20 protein-coding genes are annotated in these 26031 nt (G+C 69.0%); 13 read left to right on the top strand and 7 right to left on the bottom strand.

Annotated elements, in window-relative coordinates; translation table 11 throughout:
• The first annotated feature begins 56 nt into the window (after nt 1-56).
• From ACZ56E_RS10575 to ACZ56E_RS10535, 9 genes are all read left to right on the top strand, one after another.
• Nucleotides 57-1424 (top strand): extracellular solute-binding protein, encoded by a 1368-nt coding sequence (locus ACZ56E_RS10575; RefSeq protein ID WP_471213039.1) that lies wholly within the window; start codon nt 57-59, stop codon nt 1422-1424.
• Nucleotides 1425-1556: 132 nt separating this feature from the next.
• Nucleotides 1557-2519: a carbohydrate ABC transporter permease gene (locus ACZ56E_RS10570; RefSeq protein WP_471213036.1), complete on the top strand. Its 963-nt coding sequence runs from the start codon at nt 1557-1559 to the stop codon at nt 2517-2519.
• 6 nt (nt 2520-2525) lie between these two features.
• Nucleotides 2526-3374, top strand: a complete 849-nt coding sequence (locus ACZ56E_RS10565; RefSeq protein ID WP_471213160.1) for a carbohydrate ABC transporter permease — start codon at nt 2526-2528, stop codon at nt 3372-3374.
• 160 nt (nt 3375-3534) lie between these two features.
• Complete coding sequence (locus ACZ56E_RS10560; RefSeq protein ID WP_471213034.1) at nt 3535-4191, top strand: hypothetical protein; 657 nt, start codon at nt 3535-3537, stop codon at nt 4189-4191.
• Entirely contained in the window at nt 4179-5216 is a 1038-nt protein-coding gene (locus tag ACZ56E_RS10555) for a hypothetical protein (protein WP_471213032.1), read from the top strand. The genes ACZ56E_RS10560 and ACZ56E_RS10555 overlap by 13 nt, the downstream gene beginning before the upstream one ends.
• A gap of 26 nt (nt 5217-5242) precedes the next feature.
• Complete coding sequence (locus tag ACZ56E_RS10550) at nt 5243-6088, top strand: DUF5959 family protein (RefSeq protein WP_471213029.1); 846 nt, start codon at nt 5243-5245, stop codon at nt 6086-6088.
• A gap of 258 nt (nt 6089-6346) precedes the next feature.
• Complete coding sequence (locus ACZ56E_RS10545) at nt 6347-10912, top strand: DUF6531 domain-containing protein (RefSeq protein WP_471213027.1); 4566 nt, start codon at nt 6347-6349, stop codon at nt 10910-10912.
• Between the two features lie 14 nt (nt 10913-10926).
• Nucleotides 10927-11358 carry an SMI1/KNR4 family protein gene (locus ACZ56E_RS10540; RefSeq protein ID WP_398301468.1) on the top strand — a complete coding sequence of 144 codons (432 nt, stop codon included), beginning with the start codon at nt 10927-10929 and terminating at the stop codon, nt 11356-11358.
• Between the two features lie 97 nt (nt 11359-11455).
• On the top strand, nt 11456-12187 hold the full coding sequence (locus tag ACZ56E_RS10535; protein WP_471213024.1) for a helix-turn-helix domain-containing protein: 732 nt from the start codon (nt 11456-11458) through the stop codon (nt 12185-12187).
• A gap of 74 nt (nt 12188-12261) precedes the next feature.
• Here the strand turns inward: ACZ56E_RS10535 and ACZ56E_RS10530 are convergent, their stop codons facing one another.
• Nucleotides 12262-13287: a 6-phosphofructokinase gene (locus tag ACZ56E_RS10530; protein ID WP_471213023.1), complete on the bottom strand. Its 1026-nt coding sequence runs from the start codon at nt 13285-13287 to the stop codon at nt 12262-12264.
• 277 nt (nt 13288-13564) lie between these two features.
• On the opposite strand from ACZ56E_RS10530, the gene pta reads away from it, so the two are divergent.
• From pta to pyk, 3 genes are all read left to right on the top strand, one after another.
• Nucleotides 13565-15646, top strand: coding sequence for a phosphate acetyltransferase (gene pta, locus ACZ56E_RS10525; RefSeq protein WP_471213020.1), 2082 nt, complete (start codon nt 13565-13567; stop codon nt 15644-15646).
• 24 nt (nt 15647-15670) lie between these two features.
• Nucleotides 15671-16888: an acetate kinase gene (locus ACZ56E_RS10520; RefSeq protein ID WP_468608761.1), complete on the top strand. Its 1218-nt coding sequence runs from the start codon at nt 15671-15673 to the stop codon at nt 16886-16888.
• A 73-nt stretch (nt 16889-16961) separates the two neighbouring features.
• Nucleotides 16962-18392: a pyruvate kinase gene (pyk, locus tag ACZ56E_RS10515; RefSeq protein ID WP_468608763.1), complete on the top strand. Its 1431-nt coding sequence runs from the start codon at nt 16962-16964 to the stop codon at nt 18390-18392.
• A 91-nt stretch (nt 18393-18483) separates the two neighbouring features.
• Here pyk and ACZ56E_RS10510 read toward each other — a convergent pair whose 3' ends face one another.
• From ACZ56E_RS10510 to ACZ56E_RS10495, 4 genes are all read right to left on the bottom strand, one after another.
• Nucleotides 18484-19869 (bottom strand): hypothetical protein, encoded by a 1386-nt coding sequence (locus tag ACZ56E_RS10510; protein ID WP_471213019.1) that lies wholly within the window; start codon nt 19867-19869, stop codon nt 18484-18486.
• The gene (locus tag ACZ56E_RS10505) at nt 19859-20419 is read right to left on the bottom strand and encodes a DUF6114 domain-containing protein (RefSeq protein ID WP_471213016.1); all 561 of its coding nucleotides are present in this window, start codon (nt 20417-20419) and stop codon (nt 19859-19861) included. Before ACZ56E_RS10505 ends, ACZ56E_RS10510 begins: the two co-directional genes overlap by 11 nt.
• A 159-nt stretch (nt 20420-20578) precedes the next feature.
• Entirely contained in the window at nt 20579-21211 is a 633-nt protein-coding gene (locus ACZ56E_RS10500) for a DUF6230 family protein (RefSeq protein WP_468608769.1), read from the bottom strand.
• Between the two features lie 636 nt (nt 21212-21847).
• Nucleotides 21848-22831 carry a tetratricopeptide repeat protein gene (locus ACZ56E_RS10495; protein WP_471213013.1) on the bottom strand — a complete coding sequence of 328 codons (984 nt, stop codon included), beginning with the start codon at nt 22829-22831 and terminating at the stop codon, nt 21848-21850.
• Between the two features lie 287 nt (nt 22832-23118).
• On the opposite strand from ACZ56E_RS10495, the gene ACZ56E_RS10490 reads away from it, so the two are divergent.
• Nucleotides 23119-23757: a TetR/AcrR family transcriptional regulator gene (locus tag ACZ56E_RS10490; RefSeq protein WP_468089642.1), complete on the top strand. Its 639-nt coding sequence runs from the start codon at nt 23119-23121 to the stop codon at nt 23755-23757.
• 101 nt (nt 23758-23858) lie between these two features.
• Here the strand turns inward: ACZ56E_RS10490 and ACZ56E_RS10485 are convergent, their stop codons facing one another.
• Together ACZ56E_RS10485 and ACZ56E_RS10480 are read right to left on the bottom strand one after the other, a co-directional pair.
• Nucleotides 23859-24869, bottom strand: a complete 1011-nt coding sequence (locus ACZ56E_RS10485; protein WP_471213011.1) for an SDR family NAD(P)-dependent oxidoreductase — start codon at nt 24867-24869, stop codon at nt 23859-23861.
• Nucleotides 24866-26014 carry a UDP-N-acetylglucosamine--N-acetylmuramyl-(pentapeptide) pyrophosphoryl-undecaprenol N-acetylglucosamine transferase gene (locus tag ACZ56E_RS10480; RefSeq protein ID WP_471213010.1) on the bottom strand — a complete coding sequence of 383 codons (1149 nt, stop codon included), beginning with the start codon at nt 26012-26014 and terminating at the stop codon, nt 24866-24868. The genes ACZ56E_RS10485 and ACZ56E_RS10480 overlap by 4 nt, the downstream gene beginning before the upstream one ends.
• Nucleotides 26015-26031: the final 17 nt, after the last annotated feature.

Raw genomic sequence — 26031 nt, 5'->3', positions numbered from 1 at the left:
CACGCCCTTACGTTCACCGGGCAGCCCCGCGCTGCACCCCCGCGCTGTAGGAGGTCGTGCCCGTGCGTCCCACCACCACCCCGCTGCTCCTCACCGCCACCGCCCTGCTGGCCGCCGGCACCCTCACCGCGTGCGGCGGCGGCTCGGGCGACGATCCCGACACCGTGAGGATCTCCTTCAAACAGTCCACGGACAACCAGATCAGGGTCATGGACACCTTCCTGGAGGGCGTCAAGAAGCAGTTCGAGAAGGCGAACCCCGGCAAGAAGGTCAAGCTGGTGCCGATCAAGGCGCCGGACTCCGAGTACTACACCAAGCTGCAACAGATGATGCGCTCCCCGAAGACCGCCCCCGACCTGGTCTACGAGGACACCTTCCTCATCAACTCGGACATCACCAGCGGCTATCTGAAACCGCTCGACCCCTACCTGGAGAAGTGGAAGGACTGGGACCAGTTCATCGGCACGGCCAAGACGGCGGCGAAGGCGGCCGACGGCAAGACGTACGGCGTACCGGACGGCACGGACACCCGCGGCCTCTGGTTCAGCAAGGCGATCTTCAAGAAGGCCGGCCTGCCCGCGGACTGGCAGCCGAAGACCTGGGACGACGTCCTCGACGCGGCGAGGACCATCAAGAAGAAGGTCCCGGGCGTCACCCCCCTCAACGTCTACACGGGCAAGCCCGCCGGCGAGGCGGCCTCCATGCAGGGCTTCCAGATGCTCGCGTACGGCACGGGCAAGGACCCCCTGTACGACCCGAAGTCGAAGAAGTGGGTCACGGGCAGCAAGGGCTTCAAGGACTCCCTGCGGTTCGTGGAGACCGTCTACAAGGAAAAGCTCGGCCCCGACGTCTCGGACGCGCTCGACCCCAACTTCGCCACCCGCGTACGCGGTGAGCTGCTGCCCGAGGGCAAGCTGGCGATCGACCTCGACGGTTCGTGGCTGCCGCAGGACTGGGGCGAGGGCGCGGGCCACGAGTGGCCCGAGTGGTCGCAGAAGCTGGGCCTCGCGGCCATGCCGACGCAGCACGGCCAGGCGCCCGGCAAGGTGTCCATGTCCGGCGGCTGGACCTGGTCGATCCCGGCGAAGGCGAGCAACCCCGACCTGGCCTTCAAGTTCATCGAGACGATGCAGACGAAGGCCAACGCCAAGAAGTGGTACATCGCCAACTCCGGCATCGCGGTCCGCGAGGACGTCGCGGCCGACCCGTCGTACGTGAAGGCGCAGCCCGGCCTCAAGTTCTTCACGGACCTGGTCTCCTCGACGCACTACCGGCCCGCGTACCCCGCGTACCCGAAGGTCTCCACGGCGATCCAGGAGGCGATGGAGTCGGTGACGACGGGCGACGCGTCGGTGGAGGAGGCGGCGAGCGGCTACGACGAGGAGGTCGAGTCGGCGACGGACGGCGAGGTAGTGAAGAAGTAGCGCGGAGGGTAAGGCTGGGGGGGCGGGTACGGAACATCTGCCAGTACCGGCGCATACATCCGCACCCTCCCCCCCCCCCGCTACCGCTACCGCCGCACCGTCACCGCCGCCACCAGAGAGTGAGTGCCGTACGTGACCACCGCATCCTCCGCGCCCTCCGCGGGCCCCGGCGGCGGCGCCAAGACGGCGCCGGGGCCGGGCACCCCACCCCCGCACACCCGCCGCGCAGGCGCCCACGCCCGCCGGGGCCTGCTCAGGGCCCTGCCCGTCTCCCCCGCCGTCGTCCTCCTCGCGCTCTTCCTCGCGGGCCCGATCGGCTACTGCGCGTACATCGCCTTCACCGACCTCCAGCTCACCGGCCAGGCCGAGTCGAGCTTCGTGGGTCTGGACAACTTCCGTGAGGCGTTCGGCGACGAGCGCTTCCTGAACGCGGTCTGGCTCACCCTCGTCTTCACGCTCCTCTCCTCGATCATCGGCCAGAACACGCTCGGCCTGGCCCTCGCCACTCTCATGCAGCGCGCGTCGAAGCCGGTCCGCACGCTCACGGGCGCGATCGTCGTCACGGCGTGGGTGCTGCCGGAGGTCGTCGCGGGGTTCCTCCTCTACGCCTTCTTCCGCCGCGAGGGCACCCTCAACGCCGTCCTCGACCTCCTCCATCTCCCGTCCCAGAACTGGCTGTTCACACTCCCGATCCTGGCGGTGTCGTTCGCGAACGTATGGCGCGGCACGGCTTTCTCGATGCTCGTCTACTCCGCCGCGCTCAACGAGATCCCCAAGGAGATCACCGAGGCGGCGGAGGTCGACGGCGCGGGCGGCTGGCGCCGCATGTGGCACATCACGCTGCCGATGATCCGCCGCTCGATCGGCACGAACCTCATGCTCAACACCCTGCAGACGCTGTCCGTCTTCGGCCTGATCTGGGTGATGACACGCGGCGGCCCGGGAAACGACAGCCAGACGCTGCCGCTCTTCATGTACGAGCAGGCCTTCCAGAAGAGCATGATCGGCTACGGCACGGCCGTGGCCCTGCTGCTCCTCCTGGTCGGCTCGCTGTTCTCCGTCGTCTACATGCGCCTGCTGCGTACGGAGGCCTGAGTGCCCATCAAGAGCCTTGTCGGCCGCGCCGGTTCACGCCGTACGAAACACCGCCTCGCCGCCGACGCGGGACTGCTGATCGTGGCGGCGGCGTTCGTACTGCCCCTCGCCTGGGTGGTCCTGTCCTCCTTCGACCCGAAGGCGGACCTGAGGGTGCGGCTCCCCGACGGCCTCACCCTGGACAACTACGACCAGGTCCTCACCCCCGAGATCACCTTCACCCCGCTCCTCAACAGCCTGCTGCTCTGCGGCGGCGGCACTCTGCTCACGGTCGTCTGCGCGGCCCTCGCGGCGTACCCCCTCTCCCGCTACACGTCGCGCCTCAACCGCCCCTTCATGCTGACGATCCTCTTCGCGACGTGCCTGCCGATCACCGCGATCATGGTTCCGGTCTACGCCCTGTTCGTCCAGGTCGACCTGATCGACACGATGCACGGCACGATCTTCTTCTTCGCGGCGTCCCAACTCCCGTTCGCCATTTGGCTGATGAAGAACTTCATGGACGGCGTCCCGAAGGAACTGGAGGAGGCGGCATGGACGGACGGCGCCTCATCCTTCCAGTCCCTGCTCCGGATCGTCCTCCCTCTGATGGGTCCCGGCGTGGCCGTGGTGACCGTCTTCTCCTTCGTCATGATGTGGGGCAACTTCTTCGTCCCCTTCATGCTCCTGCTCACCCCGGAACAGCTGCCGGCGTCGGTCAGCATCAACGACTTCTTCGGCAACAAGGGGACGGTGGTCTACGGCCAGCTGGCCGCGTTCTCCATCATCTACTCGACGCCGGTGATCCTCTTGTACGTCCTGGTGTCGAGGAAGCTGGGCGGGGGCTTCGCGCTGGGCGGAGCAGTGAAGGGCTGAGCCGACAACATCTGCTCGGTGGACACAGAACTGTGACATGACTTCGGCCCGATACATCCCGCCCGCCCCATTCATACCCACACATCTCCCTGGTATCGCCCCCGGGACCGCACTAGCGTGCTGAACCCGCGCCATGCCCCCCACCAGCCAGGAGCCGACAGTGACCCGCCCCTTCCGCCTCGCGACGGCCGCGCTCACCGCGTCCGCAGCCCTGCTCCTGACGGCCTGCGGCAGCGACGACGACAAGCCCAAGAACGACGACAAGATCGCGGGGGCAGAACAGGGCGACAAGGAGACCTCGGCATCGCCGAGCGAATCTCCTGCGGAGAACTCCGGCCGCCCCAAGATCAAGCTCCCGTCAGACCTCACCATGACCTTCGAGTCACCGCAGACCAGTGACCCGGTGAAGAAGGCCGTGCTCGCCGACAACGCCGAACGCATGCGCGCGGTGAATGCGGCCATCGCGGGGACGGATCCCAAGAGCGAGGGCATCGATTTCTACAACACCGGAAAGGCCCTGGAAGCCTCGGCGACGTGGGTCGCGAAGTTCAAGGACGGCGGCCTCGGTCTCACCGGAGAGATCCGTTACTACGACCGACAGGTGACACTCAAGGACCAGAAGACGGCCACGCTCTCCTTCTGCGCCGATGAGGGCGAGGGCTACACCGTGAAGAAGTCGACCAAAAAGGTCAACAAGACACCGGTGACGAAGAACAGCTACGTCGCGTACAACACACAGCTGATCAAGAACTCCGAGGGGACATGGCAGACCGCGCAGATCTTCTCCACGAGGGGGGCGGCTCAGTGCCAGCCATAAGAAGAGCTCCAGCCTTCGCCGCCGTACTGGCGGGCGCGGGCCTGCTGCTTGCCGCGAGCAGTTCACCCGCCTGGGCCGACATCGACCCGGGAGGTGGCGAGTCCGAGACGCAGGTGGGCGCGGACACCGACCAGCAGACGGTGTCCACTGTCGCGGGCGGCATCGTCTACGACCGTTCGAAGAACGGCAAGGGCGGCAACGCGGGGCCCGTCACACCGGCGACCAACTGGACACCGCCTGCCTGCTATTACGCTCCCGCCTACTCACCCGCTCAGCTGAAGAAGAAGCTCGAGCCGATCTGGGCGGTCGATTCCACCGGGCCGGAGTGGGACCTCTCGCAACGCAACCGGTACGTCAACGGAAAGCCCTACAAGGACTTCAACAAGAAGAAGGCCGGCAAGGGTTACTGGTGGGACAGCTTCATTCCCGAAGGCCGGGAGAGCGCACCGGGAGCTTTCGACTGCGACAAGCCGTATTTCTGGGTCGACGAGGGTGACCCGCCCCCGGCGGACACGCCCGAGGCCGTCACCCCTGAGCTCCTCGCACACCTCGCCTACGCGGAAATCCGGGTCCCCGACACTGAGGTCTCCCTGGCCCCCGAAGAGGCGACGAAGGTGAACCTGCCGACGTGGGCCTGGCTGGACAAGGCGGAGTTCAAGCCCGTCTCGGTCACGGCCTCGGTGCCGGTCCTCAATATTCACGCAACGGCAACTGCCGAACCCGTCTCCCTCAAGATCGACCCAGGAACGTCGGACGCCGAGACATACCCCGCATCCGGCGTCTGCGAGATCGTCGACGGCAAGATCGGCGCACCCTACGCCAAGGGCAAGGCCAAGGAGACCCCACCCTGCGGCGTGAAGTACCTCCGCTCCTCGGGCGACGGCTCGTACCCGCTGAAGGCCACGGTCACGTGGAAGATCCACTGGACGGGCACCGGCGTAACCCAGGAACGACAACTCCCCGACGGCGAGTTCGGGGCGGAGCAGGACGTAGTCGTCGAGGAGGTCCAGTCCATCAACCGCTAGGACGGCCCGAGCCGGAGAGGACGACCATGGGAGGTCCCGAACCCAGTCCGGGCACCACCACCGGCGACGCCTCTCCCTCCCCCGTGGACCTCATCCTCTTCGCCGACGAAGAGGGCAACAGCGTCCGCGTCACCGTCCTCGGCGCGTACCCGGGCCAACCGCACATGCGCTCGGCGGAGATCTCCGTCGAGACACCCTTCGTCCGCGGCCGCCTCGACCTCGCCCTGTGGCCGTCCAGGTTGACGCAGGGGCACGTCCTGGACCGGCTGGAAGCCGGAGAGGACGCCGCGTGGATGAACGCCGAACGCGGACCCACGCTCTCCGTACGGCTCCGGGGCGAACGCGACTGTCCCGAGGTGGTCGTCGAGGACGTCACCACATCCATGGTGACGGTGCGGGTTCCAGTCGACCTACCGGACGACTGGCTCGCACACCACCGAAAGCAACTGGCAAAACTGCTCACCTCATGGAACGAACGCCTAGTGATGGCTCCGGTTCTTCTGAACGGAACTGACCGGCTGATCGCCGACATTTTTCACGACGTCCCGCAGGGGTCCGGCACCGTCTGGGTGTGTGTGCGAACCGGAAAGCGGGCCCGGGGGAAAGGCTGGCAGGGCTGCTGGAGCAGCGAACATGAACCGCCCGGCGAGGGAGAAGTAGCAGAATTCCTGTCGGCCCTGAGCAAGAACTTGGCCAACCGCGTATCGGCAGAGGCCGGCGTCCCCGCCCTGACAGATCACTACTTCCATGACGGCTGGCAGACGTGGGGACCTGGAATCCCGGCTCCGCTGATCCGACCGGCAGAAGAACCGTCACCTGCCGACGAGCCGCCTCGCCGCATGCCAGCTCCGCCCTTCGACGCCGAGGGGTAGACCCCTGCCACCCCCACTTGCCTGCCCCACACTCCAAGCCCTGCCCGAGGCGGTAGGGATCGCGGTGGAACTACTCTCCACCCCGAGGCCCGACCATGCTTCAGGGAGTACGGCCACCCACTGGAACCGCTCGTGGCCCCGTAACCCTCGCCCTCACCCTTGCCCCCCCTCATAACCGCCTTCACTTGCGCGGACTCATTCGATAACTTCGCTCGTGCGTACGGTTACGAGGGGTGCGGTTGAGGCGGAGGAAGTCACATGGGGGGCCATCGGCCGACGGACTGGCACGTCCTCGACCTGGAGAAGGATCCGACGCCGGGTGATCCGCACCGGGTGCGGTCCCTCGCCAAGAACCTGCACGACTTCGCCGACGACGTCGGCAAAGTCCTCCGGGACATCAAGGGCATGGCGGGCGAGGACGCCATCCTCCAATGGGCAGGTAAGACGGCCGACGCGTTCACGGAGAAGTTCGAGGACGCCCCGGACAAGCTGAAGAAGCTCAAGAAGTCCTACGAGATGGCGGGCGACGCGCTGTCCGCATACTGGCCGGAACTGGAGCGCGCCCAGTCCCTCGCCGACAAGGCGCTGGTCAAGGGCCGCGAGGCGCAGGCCGATCTGAGCAGCGCCAAGTCCCGCCTCTCGTCGGCCGACTCCTGGGTGGACAAGGCGGGCAAGGAGGCCGACAAGTACAAGGACGGCGGCTCCAAGGGCAAGGACGTGCCCAAGCCCGACGAGGACAAGGTGCGGGCCGCCACGCGCAACGCGGCCTCGGCGGAGAAGGCGCAGAAGTCCGCGCAGGGTGATGTCGACTCGGCCAAGAGCGCGCTGGACGCGGCGAAGAAGATGGCCGAGGACGCCCGCAAGATGCGCCAGGAGGCCGCGGGCACCGCCAAGCGGAAGATCGACGAGGCGTCCGACGCGGGCATCCGGAACCGCAAGTGGTGGGAGGAGATCGGCGACTGGGTCACCGACAACTGGGACGCCATCGTCGCGGTCTGCAAGGTCGTCGTCGCCGTGGTCGGCATCATCGCGATCATCATCGGCGGCCCCATCCTCGCCGCGATCGTCATCGTCGCCGGCGCCATCGTCCTCGCCGACACCCTCAGCAAATACGCGAAGGGCCAGGCGGGCCTGATGGATGTGGCCTTCGCGGCACTGGACTGCATCCCGGGCATGAAGGGCCTGACCACCGCCGCCAAACTCGGCAAGGGCCTGAAAGGCCTCAAGGGCGGCCTGAAGGGCTTCAAGTCCGCCCGCACCGCGCTGAAAAACGGCACGAAAGGCGCGTACAACCGGGCCAAGAGCAAGATCAAGGGCTGCGGCGACCCGGTGGACGTGGCCACCGGGCAGATGTTCCTCGACGCCACCGACATCACGCTGCCCGGCACCCTGCCGCTGGCCTTCGCCCGCCGGGTCGCCTCGGGCTACCGCAGCGGCGGCTGGTTCGGCCCCACCTGGACCTCCACCGTCGACCAGCGCCTCGAAGTCGACGAGGACGGCGTCGTCTTCGTCACCGAGGACGGCATGCTCCTCGCCTACCCCCACCCGGAGGGACCGGACACCCCTGTACTGCCCGACGGCGGCCCCCGCCGACCGCTGCACCGCCTGGACGACGGCGGCTACCGCATCACCGACCCCCTCACCGGCCTCACCCGCCATTTCGCCACGCCCGATCCCGACGACGGCGTGGCCCTCCTGGCACGCATCTCCGACCGCAACCACAACACCATCGACTTCGAATACGACCCAGTCGGAGCCCCGTCGGCGATCCGTCACAGCGGCGGATACCACTTGAAGCTGACCGTCGAGGCCGACCGCGTCACCGCCCTGCACCTCGCGGGCGCCGCCGAGGACGGCTCGGACGTCGTGCTCAGACGGTACGGATACACCAGCGGCAATCTCACCGCTGTCACCAACTCCTCCGGCCTGCCCCTCAAGTTCACCTATGACGAACGCCTGCGTCTCACCGCCTGGGAGGACACCAACAACAGGCGTTACGACTACACCTACGACGAGCAGGACCGCTGCATAGCGCAGGGAGGCGAGGCGGGACACCTCGCCAACACCTTCGCTCATGGCCTGTCCGACCCCCTGTGGCCCGGCTGCCACATCACCGAAGCCACCACCGCGCAAGGGGAGACCTCCCGCTTCGTCATCGACGACCGCAGCCTGGTCGTCGCCGAGACCGACCCGCTGGGTTTCACGGTGACGACCGAGTACGACTCCTACGGGCATGTCACCGCCGTGACGGATCAGCTCGGTCACACCACGCGGTTCGTCAACGATGAGCTGGGCCAGCTCCTGGAAAGGTCCAGTCCGGACGGCACCGTGGTCCGCTATGAGTACAACGACCTCCACCTCCTTACATCCATCGCTCTGGAGGACGGCACCTCGTGGCGGTACGGCTACGACCAGCGCGGAAATTGCACGGTGCTCACCGACTCCACCGGTGCGACCTCGCGCAGCACCTACACCTCGACGGGCCACCCCCTCACTGTCACGGACGGTATGGGCCGGGTCACCACGGTGCGCTGCGATCCGGCAGGCCTGCCTGTTGAGATCACCGATCCGATGGGCGTCACGCTCTTCGAGCGCGACGCTTTTGGTCGTTCCGTCGCGCTCACCGATGAATCGGGGCGCACCGTCCGTCTTTCCTGGTCGCGAGAGGGCCTGCTCATCGGCCGTACCGCTCCCGACGGCGGGAGGGAGACCTGGACCTACGACGGCGAGGGCAACTGCACGAGTCACACGGATCAGACGGGTCACACGACCGTCTCCGAGTACACCCACTTCGACCTTCTGGCGGCCCGAACCGATGCGGACGGGGCCCGGTACGAGTTCGCCTACGACTCCTCCTTGCGGCTCACCGAGGTGAGCAACCCTTCCGGGCTGGCATGGAGATACCGCTATGACGCCGCCGGTCAGCTGGTCTCGGAGACCGACTTCGACGGCCGTGAACTCCTCTACACCCACGACCCCGCAGGCCGTCTGAGCTCGCGCACCAACGCTCTCGGCCAGACCATCGCCTTCGAGTACAGCGTCCTCGGTCAGATTCTCCGTAAGGACGCAGACGGGGCGGTCACCACCTATGGCTACGACCGGCTCGGGAACCTCACGCACGCCTCTGGCCCGGATGCCACTCTCACCATCGAACTGGACAACTCCGGTCGTCCCCTGGCGGAGACAGTCGACGGACGCACGCTCTCGTACACGTATGACGATGCCGGCCTGCCGGTGACCCGCACGACGCCCACCGGCGCGAGCAGCGTCTGGACCTACGACGACGTGGGCCGCATCGCGGCGCTGTCGGCTTCCGGTCGCGTCATCGCCTTCGAGTATGACGCCGCGGGCAGGACCGAGACACGCCGCCTGGGTACGGGCGTCACCCTGCTCCACGCGTTCGACGAGGTGGGGCGCCTCGCCGGCCAGACAGTCACCGACACCGACGGCCGCTCCCTCCAGCGTCGCTCGTACTCCTACCGCGCCGACGGTGGCCTCACGGCCATCGACGATCAGCTTTCCGGCAGCCGTCGCTTCGAATTGGACCCATTGGGCCGGGTCACGGCAGTGCATGCCGCGAACTGGACCGAGACCTACGCGTACGACACAGCCGGCAACCTGACCCACAGCGACTGGCCCCGCGCTCACCCGGGTCACGAGGCCACAGGAGCGCACGAGTACAGCGGCACCCGCATCGACCGCGCGGGCAAGGTCCGTTACGAGCACGATGCGCTCGGGCGCATGACTGTCCGCCGGAAGCGGCGCCTGTCCCGTACCCCGGACACCTGGCGTTACGAGTGGGACGTCGAGGACCGCCTCATCGGCGTCGTCACCCCGGACGGCGTGCGGTGGCGCTACACCTACGACCCGCTGGGGCGTCGCACCGCGAAGCTCCGCTTGGCACCCGATGGCGAGACGGTGGTCGAACGGGTCGTTTTCACCTGGGACGGCATCAATCTCTGCGAGCAGACGACAACATCCGATGAACTGCCGCACCAGGTCATTCTCACCTGGGACCATCAGGGCCTGACTCCTCTTTTTCAGACCGAGCGAATAACCGGGACGACAGTTCCTGACCATGAGATCGACGCTCGCTTCTTCGCCATCGTCACTGATCTGGTCGGCACACCCACCGAACTCATCGATGAAACAGGCGGCGCCGCCTGGCGCGCCCGCAGCACACTTTGGGGAACCACGGCCTGGGAGTCGGCCTCAACGGCCTATACACCGCTGCGCTTTCCCGGACAGTACTTCGACCCCGAAAGCGGCCTGCACTACAACCACCATCGCTATTACGATCCGCAGATCTCCAGGTACCTCACACAGGACCCCATGGGGATCGCGCCGGGACCGAACCCGTTCTCGTACGTCCGCAATCCTTTCACGTGGATCGACCCTCTCGGCCTGACACCTTGCGAGGAGGCGGCGAAGCAGGCTGCCGCCAGGAAGGAAACAGTCCTCGGCAAGGGAATTCCGGTGAGGAATGAGGCCTCTGTCGGCAGCGCCACGAGCCACAGCTACAAGAAGACATTCTTCGATGAGCATCCGCATCTCAAGGGCAAGGTAGTGGTTCACCATGCCATCGAGCAGCAGGTCCTGAAGCGCTACCCGAACCTCTTCTCGGCGGACGAGATCCACTCGCTCGAGAATCTGCGAGGGATACCCAAGGGCGACATCAACAGTAAAGTGCACCTCAGCGCGATACGCATCGAATGGAATAAGTTCTACAACGACAACCCCAACCCCACCCGGCAGGAAGTCCTCGACCATGTGAGCAAGGTGGATGATAGGCTGGGAAACTGGTTCAACCCGCGCGTCAGATAACCTCAAGGAGCACTATGTGGCGTGAACTTGCCGCAGAATTCTCGGACGTTCAATTGTCCGAAGGCGCGAACGATGAGTCGGTGCGCGCAATTGACAATGGTCTCGGGCAATCCGTGCCCGCTTCCCTGTCCGCACTGCTCCTGGAGACGGATGGCATCGAAGACGAATTCGGAACGGAAGTAATCTGGACCGCGGAGAAGATTCTGTCGGAGAACTTGGCATTCAGAAGTGACGGGCAATACCGCACGTTGTACATGCCGTTCGATGCCTTGCTCTTCTTCGGGGACAACGGCGGTGGTGACCAGTTCGCCTTCGTTCGGACTCCGGAGCGTGAGGAGGTATTCGTGTGGGACCACGAGACGGACTCCCGAAGCCTGATCTCGCCCGATCTCGAGAGTTTCCTTCGGAGTGCTCTCGGGAATGCCGGCGAAGACTGGTACCGCTGACGCCTCGACTCGGCGCTCAGCACAGGCCGTACCTTCCCACCAATCCGCAACCTCGTAGGAACGCACCGTAGTCGCCACCCCCCGTGGCGCCTACCGTGTGCCCGTGCAATCGAGCCAACCCAGCCAGCCGCCGCACCAACCCACGCCCCCGTTCAACTTCCCCGCCGCCCGGCGCCTGCGGGAGGCGCTGGGGATGGCCCACGGGCACGTCGCCTACGGGCTGCGGGCCAGTTACGGACTGACGTACATCACCGCCGACACCGTCGCCGCCTGGGAGCGCGGGCTCGCCTCGCCCACTTCCGCCGAGCTCACCGCGCTGGCCGCGACCCTGTGGTGCTCCCCCGGGGAGCTCATGGGGGCCGCGCGGACCCTGCGCGAGCACCGCGTCGCCCGCGGGCTCGCCCCGGAGGACGTCGCCCGCCAGGTCGGCGTGGAGATCCAGGCGTATCTCCGCATGGAGGAGACCGACACCTGGCGCGGGAACGACCGGCAGTCCGAAGCCCTCGCCCAGATCCTCCAGCTCTCCGTGCCCGACTTCGTCACCGTCACCGGCCGGGCCGAGCCCCTCGCCGAGCTGCTGCGCAGCGCCGTCACCACCCGGTGGCAGGGGTATGTGCGGCCCGTCAGCAAGCTGCTGCCCCTGGACAAGCGGCACGTCGAGGACGTGCTGCGGCAGATGCACGAGGACTACCAGTCCCGCATGGCGCGGACGCTGAGCTGGGGCGGCGGGGCCGGCTCGGACGCGTCGGGCGAAGCCGGGCGGGACTTCCTCGACCGGGTGCTCGAGCACTTCTGGGCGCTGGCCCGGGGCAGCGGCCGGCCCACCTGAGCAACATCCGGCGCCCGGTGCGGCGGCCGTACCTCACCACCGCCCGGACCGCCGCAGCCGCCGCCAATGAACCGCTAGAAAACCGACTCCGCCTCGTCCATCCGGTCCTTCGGGACCGTCTTCAACTCCGTGACCGCCTCCGCCAGCGGCACCATCGTGATGTCCGTGCCGCGCAGCGCCGTCATCTTGCCGTACTCGCCGCGGTGCACCGCCTCCACCGCGTGCCAGCCGAAGCGGGTCGCGAGGACGCGGTCGTACGCCGTGGGGGTGCCGCCGCGCTGGACGTGGCCGAGGATGACCGGCTTGGCCTCCTTGCCGAGGCGGGCCTCCAGCTCGTACGCGAGCGCCGTGCCGATGCCCTGGAAGCGCTCGTGGCCGAACTGGTCGATCGCGCCCTTGCCGTAGTTCATCGTGCCGTCCTGCGGGTGCGCGCCCTCGGCGACGCAGATCACCGCGAACTTCTTGCCGCGCGAGAAGCGCTCCTCGACCAGGGCGACCAGGTCGGCGGGGTCGAAGGGGCGCTCGGGCAGGCAGATGCCGTGCGCGCCGCCGGCCATGCCGGACTCCAGGGCGATCCAGCCCGCGTGGCGGCCCATGACCTCGACGACCATCACGCGCTGGTGCGACTCGGCGGTGGTCTTGAGGCGGTCCATCGCCTCCGTGGCCACGCCGACCGCCGTGTCGAACCCGAAGGTGCGGTCCGTGGAGGAGATGTCGTTGTCGATCGTCTTCGGGACGCCGACGACCGGCACGCCCGCGTCGGCCAGCATGCCCGCCGCCGTCAGCGTGCCCTCGCCGCCGATCGGGATGAGCGCGTCGAAGCCGCTCTTCTCGATGAGTTCCTTGGCGTTGTGGCAGGCGGCGCGGAAGCGGTCGCGCTCCAGGCGGGAGGAGCCGAGGATCGTGCCGCCGCGGGCCAGGATGCCGCTGACCGCGTTCAGGTCGAGGGCGCGGTAGCGCCCGTCGAGCAGGCCCGCGTAGCCGTCCTCGAAGCCGATGACCTCGTCGCCATAGTGCGTCACGGCGCGGTGTACGACCGACCGGATCACTGCGTTGAGGCCGGGGCAGTCGCCGCCCGCGGTGAGAATTCCGATACGCATCGCGCTGTGTCTCCTGCTCGCTGCTGGTACTTGTGAGCCGGTCCGATTGTTCCACGCCCGGAAGGGGGTCGCCGCTCACACCTGTCCGACGGATGCCTGTCCGATCCAGGGGCAGGGGTGCTGATGACCCGTTGCGCCGGGGCTTCGTCCGGCGGGCGGCCTAGCCAGCCGCAGAGGTATTGTCAAGAGGGCACAGCCGCGATATCAGGTAATTTGTCCAGCTCGATCGGGGTACCCCACAGACCCCGGCAGGCAGGGAAAGAAGGGAAGAGCACGCGTGACGCGCAGCGTGTACGTGACCGGGATCGACCGGGGCGACGGTCGCCAGGTCGTCGAACTGGGAGTCATGGAGCTCCTCACCCGCCAGGTCGACCGGGTCGGTGTCTTCCGGCCGCTCGTCCACGACGGCCCCGACCGCCTCTTCGACCTGCTGCGGGCCCGCTACCGCCTCTCGCAGGACGCCGCGACCGTGTACGGCATGGACTACCACGAGGCGTCCGCGCTCCAGGCCGAGCAGGGCACCGACGAACTGGTCTCGCAGCTCGTCGACCGGTTCCACCGGGTCGCGAGGGACTATGAAGTCGTCCTCGTGCTCGGCACCGATTTCGCCGCCACGCAGCTGCCCGACGAGCTCGCGCTGAACGCCCGCCTCGCCAACGAGTTCGGCGCCTCCGTGCTCCCCGTGGTCGGCGGCAAGAACCAGACCGCCGAGTCGGTGCGCGCCGAGACGCGGAACGCCTATCGCGCGTACGACTCGCTCGGCTGCGACGTCCTCGCGATGGTCACCAACCGGGTGGCCCCGGCCGACCGCGACGAGATCCACGAGCGGCTGAAGGCCCGCCTCCCCGTGCCGTGCTACGTCCTGCCGGACGAGGCCGCGCTCTCCGCGCCGACGGTCGCGCAGATCACCCACGCCCTCGGCGGCCGCGTGCTGCTCGGCGACGACTCGGGGCTCGCGCGCGACGCCCTGGACTTCGTCTTCGGCGGCGCCATGCTGCCGAACTTCCTGAACGCCCTGACGCCGGGCTGCCTGGTGGTCACCCCCGGCGACCGCGCCGACCTCGTGGTGGGCTCGCTCGCCGCGCACAGCGCCGGTACACCGCCCATAGCGGGCGTCCTGCTGACCCTGAACGAACAGCCGGGGCCGGAGATCCTCACCCTCGCCGACCGCCTCGCCCCCGGCACCCCGGTCGTCGCGGTCTCCGGCGGCTCCTTCCCCACGGCGGCCGAGCTCTTCGCCCTGGAGGGAAAGCTGAACGCGGCGACGCCCCGCAAGGCGGAGACCGCGCTCGGCCTCTTCGAGCGGTACGTCGACACCGCGGACCTCCTGGGGCGCGTCTCGGCCCCCAGCAGCGACCGCGTCACGCCGATGATGTTCGAGCACAAGCTCCTGGAGCGGGCCCGCGCCGATCTTCGTCGCGTCGTGCTGCCCGAGGGCACCGAGGAGCGGGTGCTGCGCGCCGCCGACGTGCTGCTGCGCCGCGGCGTCTGCGAGCTGACCCTGCTCGGCCCGGTCGAGCAGATCCGCAAGAAGGCCGCCGACCTCGGCGTGGACCTCGCCGACTCCGAGCTCATCGACCCGCAGACCTCCGAGCTGCGGGACCGTTTCGCCGCGAAGTACGCCGAGCTGCGCGCCCACAAGGGCGTCACCGTCGAGCTGGCGTACGACGTGGTCGCGGACGTGAACTACTTCGGCACGCTGATGGTCCAGGAGGGCCTCGCCGACGGCATGGTGTCGGGCTCCGTGCACTCGACGGCGGCCACCATCCGCCCGGCCTTCGAGATCATCAAGACCAAGCCGGACGCCTCCATCGTGAGCTCCGTCTTCTTCATGTGCCTCGCCGACAAGGTCCTCGTCTACGGCGACTGCGCGGTCAACCCGGACCCGAACGCCCCGCAGCTCGCGGACATCGCCGTGCAGTCGGCGACCACCGCCGCGCAGTTCGGCGTCGAGCCGCGGATCGCCATGCTCTCGTACTCGACGGGCACGTCCGGCACGGGCGCGGACGTCGACAAGGTGCGCGAGGCCACCGAGCTGGTGCGCGGCCAGCGCCCCGACCTGAAGATCGAGGGTCCGATCCAGTACGACGCCGCCGTGGAGCCGTCGGTCGCGGCCACCAAGCTGCCCGAATCGGACGTCGCGGGCCAGGCCAGCGTGCTGATCTTCCCCGACCTGAACACCGGCAACAACACCTACAAGGCCGTGCAGCGCTCGGCCGGCGCGATCGCCGTCGGCCCGGTCCTCCAGGGCCTGCGCAAGCCGGTGAACGACCTGTCCCGCGGCGCGCTCGTCCAGGACATCGTCAACACCGTCGCCATCACGGCGATCCAGTCCCAGGCCCAGCCGCCCAACCAGTAACCCCCACAGAAGGTGTCTCGATCAGTGACCGCCACGCGCGTACTCGTCCTCAACTCCGGCTCGTCGTCGGTGAAGTACCAGCTCCTCGACATGCGTGACAGCTCACGTCTCGCCGTCGGCCTGGTCGAGCGGATCGGCGAGGAGACCTCCCGGCTCAAGCACACCCCGCTGACCGGCGGCGGCGCCGAGTCCCGCGAGCGCGAGGAGCCGATAGCGGACCACGAGGCGGCGCTGCGGGCCGTCGCCGACGAGCTGGCCGCCGACGGGCTCGGCCTCGACTCCCCCGAGCTGGCCGCCATCGGCCACCGGGTGGTGCACGGCGGCCTGAAGTTCACCCAGCCGACGGTGATCGACGACGCGGTCCTCAAGGAGATCGAGCGGCTCGTCCCGGTGGCCCCGCTGCACAACCCGGCCAACATCACCGGCATCCGCACCGCCCAGGCGCTCCGCCCCGACCTGCCGCAGGTCGCCGTCTTCGACACGGCGTTCCACACGACGATGCCGGAGTCCGCGGCGCGCTACGCGATCGACGTGGCGACCGCCGACGAGCACCGCGTGCGGCGCTACGGCTTCCACGGCACGTCCCACGCGTACGTCTCCCGCGAGACCGCGAAGCTGCTCGGCAAGGCGCCCGAGGACGTGAACGTCATCGTGCTGCACCTGGGCAACGGCGCGTCGGCGAGCGCGGTGCGCGGCGGTCGTTGCGTCGACACGTCGATGGGGCTCACGCCGCTGGAGGGGCTCGTGATGGGTACCCGGTCCGGTGACATGGATCCGGCGGTGATCTTCCATCTCGCCCGGGTCGGCGGAATGTCCATCGACGAGATCGACATTCTGCTCAACAAGAAGAGCGGTCTGATCGGCCTGTGCGGCGACAACGACATGCGGGAGATCAGGCGCCGTATCGACGCCGGTGACGAAGAGGCGGCTCTCGCTTTCGAGATCTACATCCACCGTCTGAAGAAGTACATCGGCGCCTATTACGCGGTACTCGGCCGGGTGGACGCCGTCGTGTTCACGGCCGGTGTCGGCGAGAACGCCGCTCCGGTGCGGGAGGCCGCCGTGGCGGGCCTGGAGGAGCTCGGCCTCGCGGTGGACGGCGCACTCAATTCCGTACGTTCCGACGAAGCCCGGCTCATTTCGCCGGAGTACGCGCGCGTGGCCGTCGCCGTGGTGCCCACCGACGAAGAACTGGAGATCGCCGATCAGACGTATGCATTGGTCAGCGACCGCAACGCCTGAGCGCACAGCCGCCCATTTGTAGATTCCACCAGACGGAATATTCCGTAGCGAAACAAACCGATAGGATCGCCCCATGCGCCGTTCCAAAATCGTCTGCACGCTGGGCCCCGCCGTCGACTCCGAAGAGCAGCTCGTCTCGCTGATCGAGGCCGGCATGAACGTGGCCCGCTTCAACTTCAGCCACGGCACGCACGCCGAGCACCAGGGGCGGTACGACCGCGTCCGTTCGGCCGCCGCGAAGACCGGCCGTGCCATCGGCGTCCTCGCCGACCTCCAGGGTCCGAAGATCCGCCTGGAGACCTTCGCCGAGGGACCCGTCGAGCTGGTGCGCGGTGACGAGTTCACCATCACCACCGAGGATGTCCCCGGCGACAAGTCGATCTGCGGCACGACCTACAAGGGTCTGCCGGGCGACGTCTCCAAGGGCGACCAGATCCTGATCAACGACGGCAACGTCGAGCTGCGCGTCGTCGAGGTGGACGGCCCGCGCGTGAAGACGATCGTCGTCGAGGGCGGTGTCATCTCCGACCACAAGGGCATCAACCTGCCCGGCGCGGCCGTGAACGTGCCGGCGCTCTCGGAGAAGGACATCGAGGACCTCCGCTTCGCCCTGAAGATGGGCTGCGACATGGTCGCCCTGTCCTTCGTGCGCGACGCCAACGACGTCAAGGACGTCCACAAGGTGATGGACGAGGAGGGCCGCCGGGTCCCCGTCATCGCCAAGGTGGAGAAGCCGCAGGCCGTCGCCAACATGGAGGGCGTCGTCGCGGCGTTCGACGCCGTGATGGTGGCCCGTGGCGACCTGGCCGTCGAGTACCCGCTCGAGAAGGTCCCGATGGTGCAGAAGCGCCTCGTGGAGATGTGCCGCCGCAACGCCAAGCCGGTGATCGTCGCGACCCAGATGATGGAGTCGATGATCACCAACTCGCGCCCCACGCGCGCCGAGGCGTCCGACGTCGCCAACGCCATCCTGGACGGCGCGGACGCGGTCATGCTGTCGGCCGAGTCGAGCGTCGGTGCTTACCCGATCGAGACCGTCAAGACGATGTCGAAGATCGTCACGGCGGCCGAGGAGGAGCTGCTCTCCAAGGGCCTCCAGCCGCTCGTGCCGGGCAAGAAGCCGCGTACGCAGGGTGGTTCGGTGGCCCGCGCCGCCGCCGAGATCGCCGACTTCCTGGGCGGCAAGGCCCTGGTCGCCTTCACCCAGTCCGGCGACACGGCCCGCCGCCTCTCCCGCTACCGCGCGGCCCAGCCGATCCTGGCCTTCACCACGGACGAGGCGACCCGCAACCAGCTGACGCTGAGCTGGGGCGTGGACACCTACGTCGTGCCGCACGTCGACAACACCGACGCGATGGTCGAGCTCGTCGACGCCGAGCTGATCAAGCTGAACCGCTTCAACGACGGCGACACGGTCGTCATCACCGCCGGCTCGCCCCCCGGCGTCCCCGGCACCACCAACATGGTCCGGGTGCACCACCTGGGCAACGGCGAGCGCGACTGACCGTCGGCAGGACCGCACACATACGCCGAGGGCGTCCCCCTGATCCAGGGGGCGCCCTCGGCGTATGAGCCATGACCGGCTCCGGCCGACGTCAGCGGGTGATCGTCTGCTCCAGGCCCGGCACCTTCAGGGTGCCGCCGAACTGGGCCGCCTGCAGCACCTTCACCTTGGTGAAGTACGCGATGGGGACGTTCAGCGGCGGCGGGTGCTCGGGGTCGAAGACGATCGGGATCAGCCCGAACAGATTGCCCTGGAGCCGCTCCGTGTACATGATCGTCTGCCCGTCGCGGATCGTGGACGTGGAGCCCTCTTCCGCCCTGATGTGGTACTTCGAGCCGTCGGGGCCCGGGGCGATCTGGTGCAGGTCGCCGATGTCCGTGCCGTTGTCGACGGTGAACTTCAGGGCCTGCTTCTTCTTGCCGCCGGCCGTCGTGAGGTTCACGACGCCCTTGTAGTCGAGGCCCTTGAGGAGCAGGGAGCTGGCCTCCAGCTCCCACGGGTCGTCCGGGATCGGGACGGGGGTCTGCTCGGCCTCGCCGTCGACCTTCTTCTCGACCACGCACGGGAACGGCTTCTTGCCGTCCGCGTCCGGGGCCATGGGGTCGGTGACCTCGTCGTTCTCGGCCGCGTCGTCCTTGGGCTCGTCGCCCTCGGCCGTGTCGTCAGCCTTGTCCTTGGCGTCGTCCTTGAGGTCGTCGGCCGTGTCCTTGAGCTTGCCGGCGCCGTCCTCGACCTTGTCGACCGTGTCCTCGACCGGATCGGTGGCCTTGTCCTTCGTGTCCTTGGCCGGGTCCTCGGGCGACGTGGTCCTGTCGGAGCCGGAGGGCGTCGGCGTCGGGCTCGGGGACTCCTTCTCGCCGGGCGTGAAGACGTCCTTGAGCGCGTCCCCGACACCCAGCGGGTCCCAGGGGTTCTTGGTCTCGGAGGGCGCGGGGCCGGGCGCCGGCTCCTTGGCCGCGTCCTTGTCCTTCGCGTCCGAGGAAGGCGACGTGGCCCCGGCGTCGCCGCCCGATCCGGCCTTGTCGTCCGGGTCGGCCTTGTCGTCCGGGTCCGCCTTGTCGTCCGGGTCGGTCCTCGTGCCGGCGGAGGGCGAGGGGGTCGCCTCGGGCTCGGTGGTGTCCTTGCCCGGCTCGTCGCGGTCGGCCTTCTTCCCGGCGTCCTCGGCGTCCTTCGCGTCCTTCGCGTCCTTGGCGTCCTTCGCCTCCTTCTCGACGTCCTTGGAGGCGTCGTCCGGCGCCGTGACACAAGGGCCGTCCCGGAAGGGGTTCTTGGGGACGCCCGGCTTCGCCTGGGCGAGCGTCGGGGTCAGGCCCATCCCCATGAGGACCGCACTCGGCATGGCCGCGAGGGCTATCGCCTTGCCCGCGGGCATCTGCAGACGGGTGAGCAGCGGCTTCCTGGGGGCCGCGTGGCGCGGCCCGGATCTCGCACGGGGCGCCCCCGCGGCGTCCTCGTGGTGCACCTCGTCAGCCTGCACGGTGCCTCCCGTTCGTCCCGTCCACCGGGCTCGTTCCTGACAGATCGTCGGCAGCGCTCGCACCGTCCACACCGTTCGGGCCGCCCGCGACCTCGGGCTCGGGGGCCATCCCGGCCCGCCCCTTCGTGCCCTTCGCGTCCTTCGCGGGTACGGTCCCGGGCTCGCCCCAGGCGATGCCGAGGGCGCCGCCGATCAGCGCGAGCAGGAAGCCGATGAGGAAGCCGCCGATGTTGGAGACGACCAGGGAGACCAGGGCGAGCAGGATCGCCGCGACACCCGCGAAGACCCGCGTGTGCACCTGGAACCACATCGTCAGACCGAGCACCATCAGGAGTACGCCGATGATCAGCGAGCCCGCTCCCGCCGTCGTGGCCAGGGCCAGCGTCAGGTTGCCGAGCTTGATGTTGCCGTAGGGCAGGTAGGCGATCGGCACGCCGCCAAGGATGGTGAGGAGGCCTGCCCAGAACGGGCGGGAGCCCCGCCAGGCCCGGAACTTCCTGCGGTAGACCTTGAGGAAGTGCTCGTTCGGCCCCGGTGACTTGGCGCTCATGGGAAAACAGCTCCTTGGAACCGGCGGTACGTGAATTCGGTGAAGCTCTGTGGTGGCGGGCGGGAGAGACGTTCTCCGCGCCCGCCGGGCCAGTCGCTGTCCCGTGCCCGCCCTGACGGGCCGGCGGGTCAAGGACTCAGCGCGTGCTCAAGCGGGTGCTCAGAAGCACTCGTTCTTGCCCTTGTGCAGCTTCATGTTGAGGCCGCTGAGCTTGAAGGTGCCCGCGCTGGTCGCCCAGGCCGTCTGCTCGATGTCCCGCAGGATGGCGCGGTCGGCCTCCTGGGCGAAACCGTTCGGGTTCGCCTGCTCGTTGCCGCCCTTCATGCCGGGTCCCTTTTTGGAGGCCCCGGCGGCGACGCCGATGTTGATGTTCCTGAACTCGGCATCGGCCTTCAGCTGCGCCACGTCGATGTACAGGTTCTTGGCCTCGACCGGCGTCTTGCCGCCGCCCGCCCTCAGCTGCAGCGTGACATCGCCGAGCACCGGGATGTGCGTCACGACGGACTGGCACATGTTGGTGATCTTGGCCTTCTTGAAGGCCGAGACCGACACCGGGTGGGCGGCCTTCTCGCCCTTCATGTCGACGCCGACGTCAACTCCGCCGTACTGGACCATTCCACGGCCGTCGAGCTTGTCGGCCGAGACCTTGAACGACTGGCCGGACACACTGAACGATGCCGCGAGCGCGCCCTGCGAGAGGGCGACACCTATCGCGGCGGTAGCCGCGACGCTCGGCACCATGACTACGGCGAACCGCTTCCATCTGGTTCCGCCACGAGCCACAGATTCCATGACTTTCCTCCTTCTCGGACGTACATCTCCGGCCCTGACTGCTCCCTTTCGGGCGGCTCAGCCGGGCAGGGATGGGAGAAGTGCTACGTCCTCGGGAAGGAGAGCGCCCGCATCGGAGGCGCGCAACCGCACCACGTTCACCGGCGATCACCCCCGAGCGACAACCACTGGTCGCGCCTGACGCATCACGCACAACCTCACGGACAGGCCCTGCCGGGAACGGCAGAGACCCCCCTGTCCAGACCGGCGACGGCGTCACCGGCCTGCTCGGTGGGGACCCGGAAGGCCCGCTCCCGACTGGCTTTCGGGTTGGCGGGTCATCGGACCGAGCGTGGCCGATCGTGGTGCATTCTCGGCGCCCGCACAAGGGGGTTCGTTACTCGCTAGTAACGGCCCGATAACCGAAGCGCGACCGCGCGGTATCGGTCGGGCACGGACGGTGGCTCAAAGAGGCGGCACAGAACGGAACATCAGTGGGCGTAACAGCCCAGAAGGGTGCGGGTGTCTTACTCCAAGTAACAGCGGCCGCGTTTGCCAAGTTTTGGCAAAGCGCGGCCACTGTGGTGCCTCGGGTGCGGAGTTTTCACTCCTGCATCACGACGCCCCGGGTTTATGGACTGGTCGGAGAATCCCGGCTCAGAAGAGGACCCGGGCGAGCGCCGTGCGCGCCGACGTCACGCGCGGGTCCTCGCCGCCCACGACCTCGAAGAGTTCGAGGAGCCGCACCCGCGCGGCGTCCCGGTCGTCGCCCGCGGTGCGCCGCGCCGTGTCGATGAGCCGCCCGAAGGCGTCCTCGACATGACCACCCACCAGATCCAGGTCGGCCGCGGCGATCTGGGCCCGCACGTCCGCCGGGCTGTCGGCGGCGTCCTTGCGGACCGCCTGCGGGTCGAGACCCTGGACACGCTGGAGCAACTCGGCCTGCGCGAGCCCGAGTTTGGCCTCCGTGTTGGCCGGATCGTCGCTGAGCACGTTCTTGTACGCCTGGACAGCACCGGCGAGATCGCCCGCGTCCAGCGCCTGTACGGCCGCTTCGAGCAGGGCGTCGTAAGGACCGGCCGGCACCTCGGCGGGCGCGGGGGCCTGCTGACCCTGCGCGTCGGCGTCGACCACGAGGCCGGTCAGGCCGAAGCGCTCCTCGCCGACCTGGATGAGCTGGTCCAGCGTCTGGCGGATCTGCGCCTCGGGGGCGGCGCCCTGGAAGAGGGGCAGGGCCTGTCCGGCCACCACCGCGAAGACAGCCGGGATCCCCTGGACCCCGAACTGCTGCATCAGCATCTGGTTCGCGTCGACATCGATCTTGGCAAGGAGGAAACGGCCGTTGTACTCCTGCGCGAGCCGCTCCAAGAGGGGGCCCAGCTGCTTGCACGGCTCGCACCACTCGGCCCAGAAGTCGATGACGACCGGGACCTCGGTGGAGCGCTGCAGGACCTCGCTCTCGAAGCCCGCCTCGTCGACATCGATGACGAGGGAGGCCGGGGACACCGCGGCGCCTGCCGCGCCCCCGCCCTGCCGCGCCGCGTCGGCGCGCGCCTGCTCCGCCTTCGCCTTGGCCTCCTGGGCCGCCTTCACCGCGGCGAGGTCGACGACTCCGCTCATGGACATGTTCCGTGGCTGCATGAGTACATCCTCCCCCAACCCGTGCGGGAACCGCGCCCGTCCGTGGACCCCCGCCGGATTGCGGGGTCGCGGGGGATGCGGTTCGAGGCTCCGACGAAGACCGGAGGTCCGGCGATTGGCCCGGGGTCCCCACCCCGTGCCGGTGATCGTGCTGCGTGGTTGTCTCTCGTGGCTTTCGCTACGGGTCGTAGCGTAACTGTCCCAACGCGGCCCGGGGAAGCACCCGTCGGTGATCTCCCTCACTCCGCACCCCGGACGGCCGCGTACCGGCCGGTATGGTCGCGCCCATGCAGAGCCGTACGTCCACCACTCCACCCGCCCGCACCGGCGGCCGCCCGCGCAGCGCGACCGCCGACGCCGCGATCCTGGAGGCGACCCGGCAGGGCCTCGTCGAACTGGGCTGGTCCAAGCTGACGCTCGGCGCCGTCGCCACGCGTGCGGGCGTCGCCAAGACGACCCTGTACCGGCGGTGGGCGGGCAAGAGCGAGCTGGTCGTGGACGCGGTGGCGGAGCTCTTCGACGAGCTGGAACTCCCCGACCGGGGCAGCCTCGCCGCCGACATCGAGGGCGTCGTCCTGCAGTTCGCGGTGCTGCTCGGGCGCCCGGAGACGAAGACCGCACTGATGGCGGTGGTCGCGGAGTCCACGACGGACGAGCCGCTGCGGGACCGCATCCGCGCGTCCATCGTCGACCGCCAGAAGCGGCTGGTCCTCGCGGGCCGTGAGCGGGCGCAGGCGCGCGGCGAACTCCCGCCCGAACCCGACCCCCTCGCCGCGTCCCGCACCGCCGACCTCATCTTCGACGTGATCGCGGGCGCGGTGGTGCACCGCGCCCTGGTCAGCGCGGAACCGGTGGACGAGGAGTGGGCCCGCCGCTTCACCCTCCTCCTCCTGAGCGGCTTGGCGGCGGCAGCGACGCAGGGGTGAGCTCCTACGCTGAGCATGCGGTGCGGGGTGAACGGGTGGGCGGGTGGGAGCATCCGCCGCGAAGCGGCGGCACAGACCCCCCACCGGCCCGCGGAGGAAAATCAGACCTGATACCGGTCGGGAGCAAACAGCTCCAGGTTCTCGGCGACCCACGCCGACGTCAGCTTCAGCCCCTCCGCGAGGGACACCTCCGGAACCCAGCCGCCCCACTCCCGCGCCCGGGAGTTGTCCGAGAGCAGCCGCTCGACCTCGCTCCCGGAGGGGCGGAGCCGCGCGGGGTCGACGACCACGGAAGCCTCCCGCCCCGACGCCGCGATCAACGCCTCCGCGAGGTCCCCGATGGAGATCTCCCGGCCGACGCCGAGATTGACCGCGTGGCCGAGCGCCCGGTCGGCGACCGCCATCGCCATGAACCCCCGCGCCGTGTCCGTCACGTACGTGAAGTCCCGCGTGGGCGTCAGCGACCCCAGGTTGATCTCCCGGGCGCCGGAGTGCAGTTGGGCGAGGATCGTGGGGATGACGGCGCGGGCCGACTGCCGCGGACCGTACGTGTTGAAGGGGCGCACCACCGTCACCGGCAGCTCGAAGGCGTGCCAGTGCGAGAGCGCCATCATGTCGGCGCCGATCTTCGACGCGGAGTACGGGGACTGCGGCTGGAGCGGGTGCGCCTCACTGATCGGCGCCGTCAGCGCGGTCCCGTACACCTCACTGGTGGACGTGTGCACCATGCGCCGCACGGAGTGCCGTCGGCACGCCTCCGCGACGTTCTCCGTGCCGACCACGTTCGTCTGGACGTACGCGCCCGGGGAGTCGTACGAGTACGGGATGCCGATCAGCGCGGCGAGGTGGAAGACGGTGTCGCACCCGGCGACGGCGTCCATCACGCGCCCCGCGTCCCGCACGTCCCCCGCGATCATCTCGACCCGCGGGTCGCCCAGGAGATGCGCGAGGTGCCCCTTCTCGGCGTACGGCTTGTAGTGCACGAAGGCACGGACCCGCGCACCCGCCGCCAGGAGCTGGTCGACGAGCGTCGAGCCGATGAAACCCTCGGCGCCGGTGACGAGGACGGTGCGGTTCTTCCAGGAGAAGTTCTGCCGGGAAACGGTGGTCATGCGTACTCCAGGTGAGACGTGTGGTGGTGGGTGAGTCCGAGGACCCGCTCGGCGAGCAGGTCGGCCGCGCGGGCGTGCGGCCCGGGGTCCGCGGCGCCGCTCATCGCGGCGAGCCGCACCGGATCCGCGAGCAGCGGCCCGATGAGCCCCACGAGACGGTCCGCTGTGGTCTCCGCGTCGGGCAGGAGGAGGCCCGCGCCGGCGTCGGAGAGGACCCGGGCGTTGTGGGTCTGGTGGTCGCCGGGCGCGTGCGGGTAGGGCACGAGGACGGCGGGAACGCCGGTGGCGGCGAGTTCGGCGACGGTCGCGGAGCCCGCGCGGCAGACGACGAGGTCGGCGGCAGCGTAGGAGAGGTCCATGCGGTCGAGGTAGGGAACGGCGCGGGCGATCGCGCCCCCGCCCTCGAAGGCGAGCCGGGAGCGCGTCTCCTCGAGCGCCGCGGGGCCGGTCTTGATCAGCAGGTGAACGTCCCGTCGCTCCCGCCAGCGCGCCGCGAGGCCGATCGCCGCCTCGGTGAGGCGGGCCGCGCCGAGGCTGCCGCCGTTGAAGAGGACGAGCCGGGCGCCGGGCGGCACGCCCAGCTCGCGCCGCGCCTCGTCGCGCAGCGCGGCCCGGTCGAGCGCGGCGAGCGGCGCGGCGATCGGCATCCCCGTGGTGTGCGCGCGCTCGCCGCCCGGCAGGTGGGCGCGGCTGCGGTCGAAGGCGACCGCGATGTTCGGGGTGAGGCGGGCCGCGAACCGGTTGGCGCGCCCCGGCACGGCGTTGGACTCGTGGATGAGGCTGGGCAGCCCCGCCATGCGGGCGCCGACGATGACGGGGGCGCTGGGGTAGCCGCCCATGCCGACGGCGACCTGCGCGCCCTGCTCGCGCAGGATGGTCCGGCACTGGGCGCCGGACTTCAGGAGCGCGGCAGGCAGCAGATAGCGGCGGGCGCCGAGCGACGGGTCGAAGGGAATCATGTCGACGGTGTGGAGGCGGTAACCGGCGTCCGGTATCAGCCGGGTCTCCAGGCCGCGTTCGGTGCCGACGAAGGAGATCACCGCGCCCGGCACGGCCCGGCGCAGCGCGTCGGCGAGGGCGAGGCCGGGGTAGATGTGCCCGCCGGTGCCGCCCGCGCCGATGACGACGGAGAGAGTGGTTCGCATGGCAGTGGAGCTTCACG

Source organism: Streptomyces sp. NPDC039480 (assembly GCF_055597165.1).
Note: the sequence above shows the minus strand (reverse complement) of the source record. Positions and strands in the feature narration are given on the sequence as shown.

Coding starts and splice junctions, on each gene's coding strand:
- ACZ56E_RS10550 (WP_471213029.1), top strand. CDS start 5,243: ATGGGAGGTCCCGAACCCAGTCCGGGCACCACCACCGGCGACGCCTCT.
- ACZ56E_RS10545 (WP_471213027.1), top strand. CDS start 6,347: ATGGGGGGCCATCGGCCGACGGACTGGCACGTCCTCGACCTGGAGAAG.
- ACZ56E_RS10540 (WP_398301468.1), top strand. CDS start 10,927: ATGTGGCGTGAACTTGCCGCAGAATTCTCGGACGTTCAATTGTCCGAA.
- ACZ56E_RS10530 (WP_471213023.1), bottom strand. CDS start 13,287: ATGCGTATCGGAATTCTCACCGCGGGCGGCGACTGCCCCGGCCTCAAC.
- pyk (WP_468608763.1), top strand. CDS start 16,962: ATGCGCCGTTCCAAAATCGTCTGCACGCTGGGCCCCGCCGTCGACTCC.
- ACZ56E_RS10505 (WP_471213016.1), bottom strand. CDS start 20,419: ATGAGCGCCAAGTCACCGGGGCCGAACGAGCACTTCCTCAAGGTCTAC.
- ACZ56E_RS10500 (WP_468608769.1), bottom strand. CDS start 21,211: ATGGAATCTGTGGCTCGTGGCGGAACCAGATGGAAGCGGTTCGCCGTA.
- ACZ56E_RS10495 (WP_471213013.1), bottom strand. CDS start 22,831: ATGCAGCCACGGAACATGTCCATGAGCGGAGTCGTCGACCTCGCCGCG.
- ACZ56E_RS10490 (WP_468089642.1), top strand. CDS start 23,119: ATGCAGAGCCGTACGTCCACCACTCCACCCGCCCGCACCGGCGGCCGC.
- ACZ56E_RS10485 (WP_471213011.1), bottom strand. CDS start 24,869: ATGACCACCGTTTCCCGGCAGAACTTCTCCTGGAAGAACCGCACCGTC.
- ACZ56E_RS10480 (WP_471213010.1), bottom strand. CDS start 26,014: ATGCGAACCACTCTCTCCGTCGTCATCGGCGCGGGCGGCACCGGCGGG.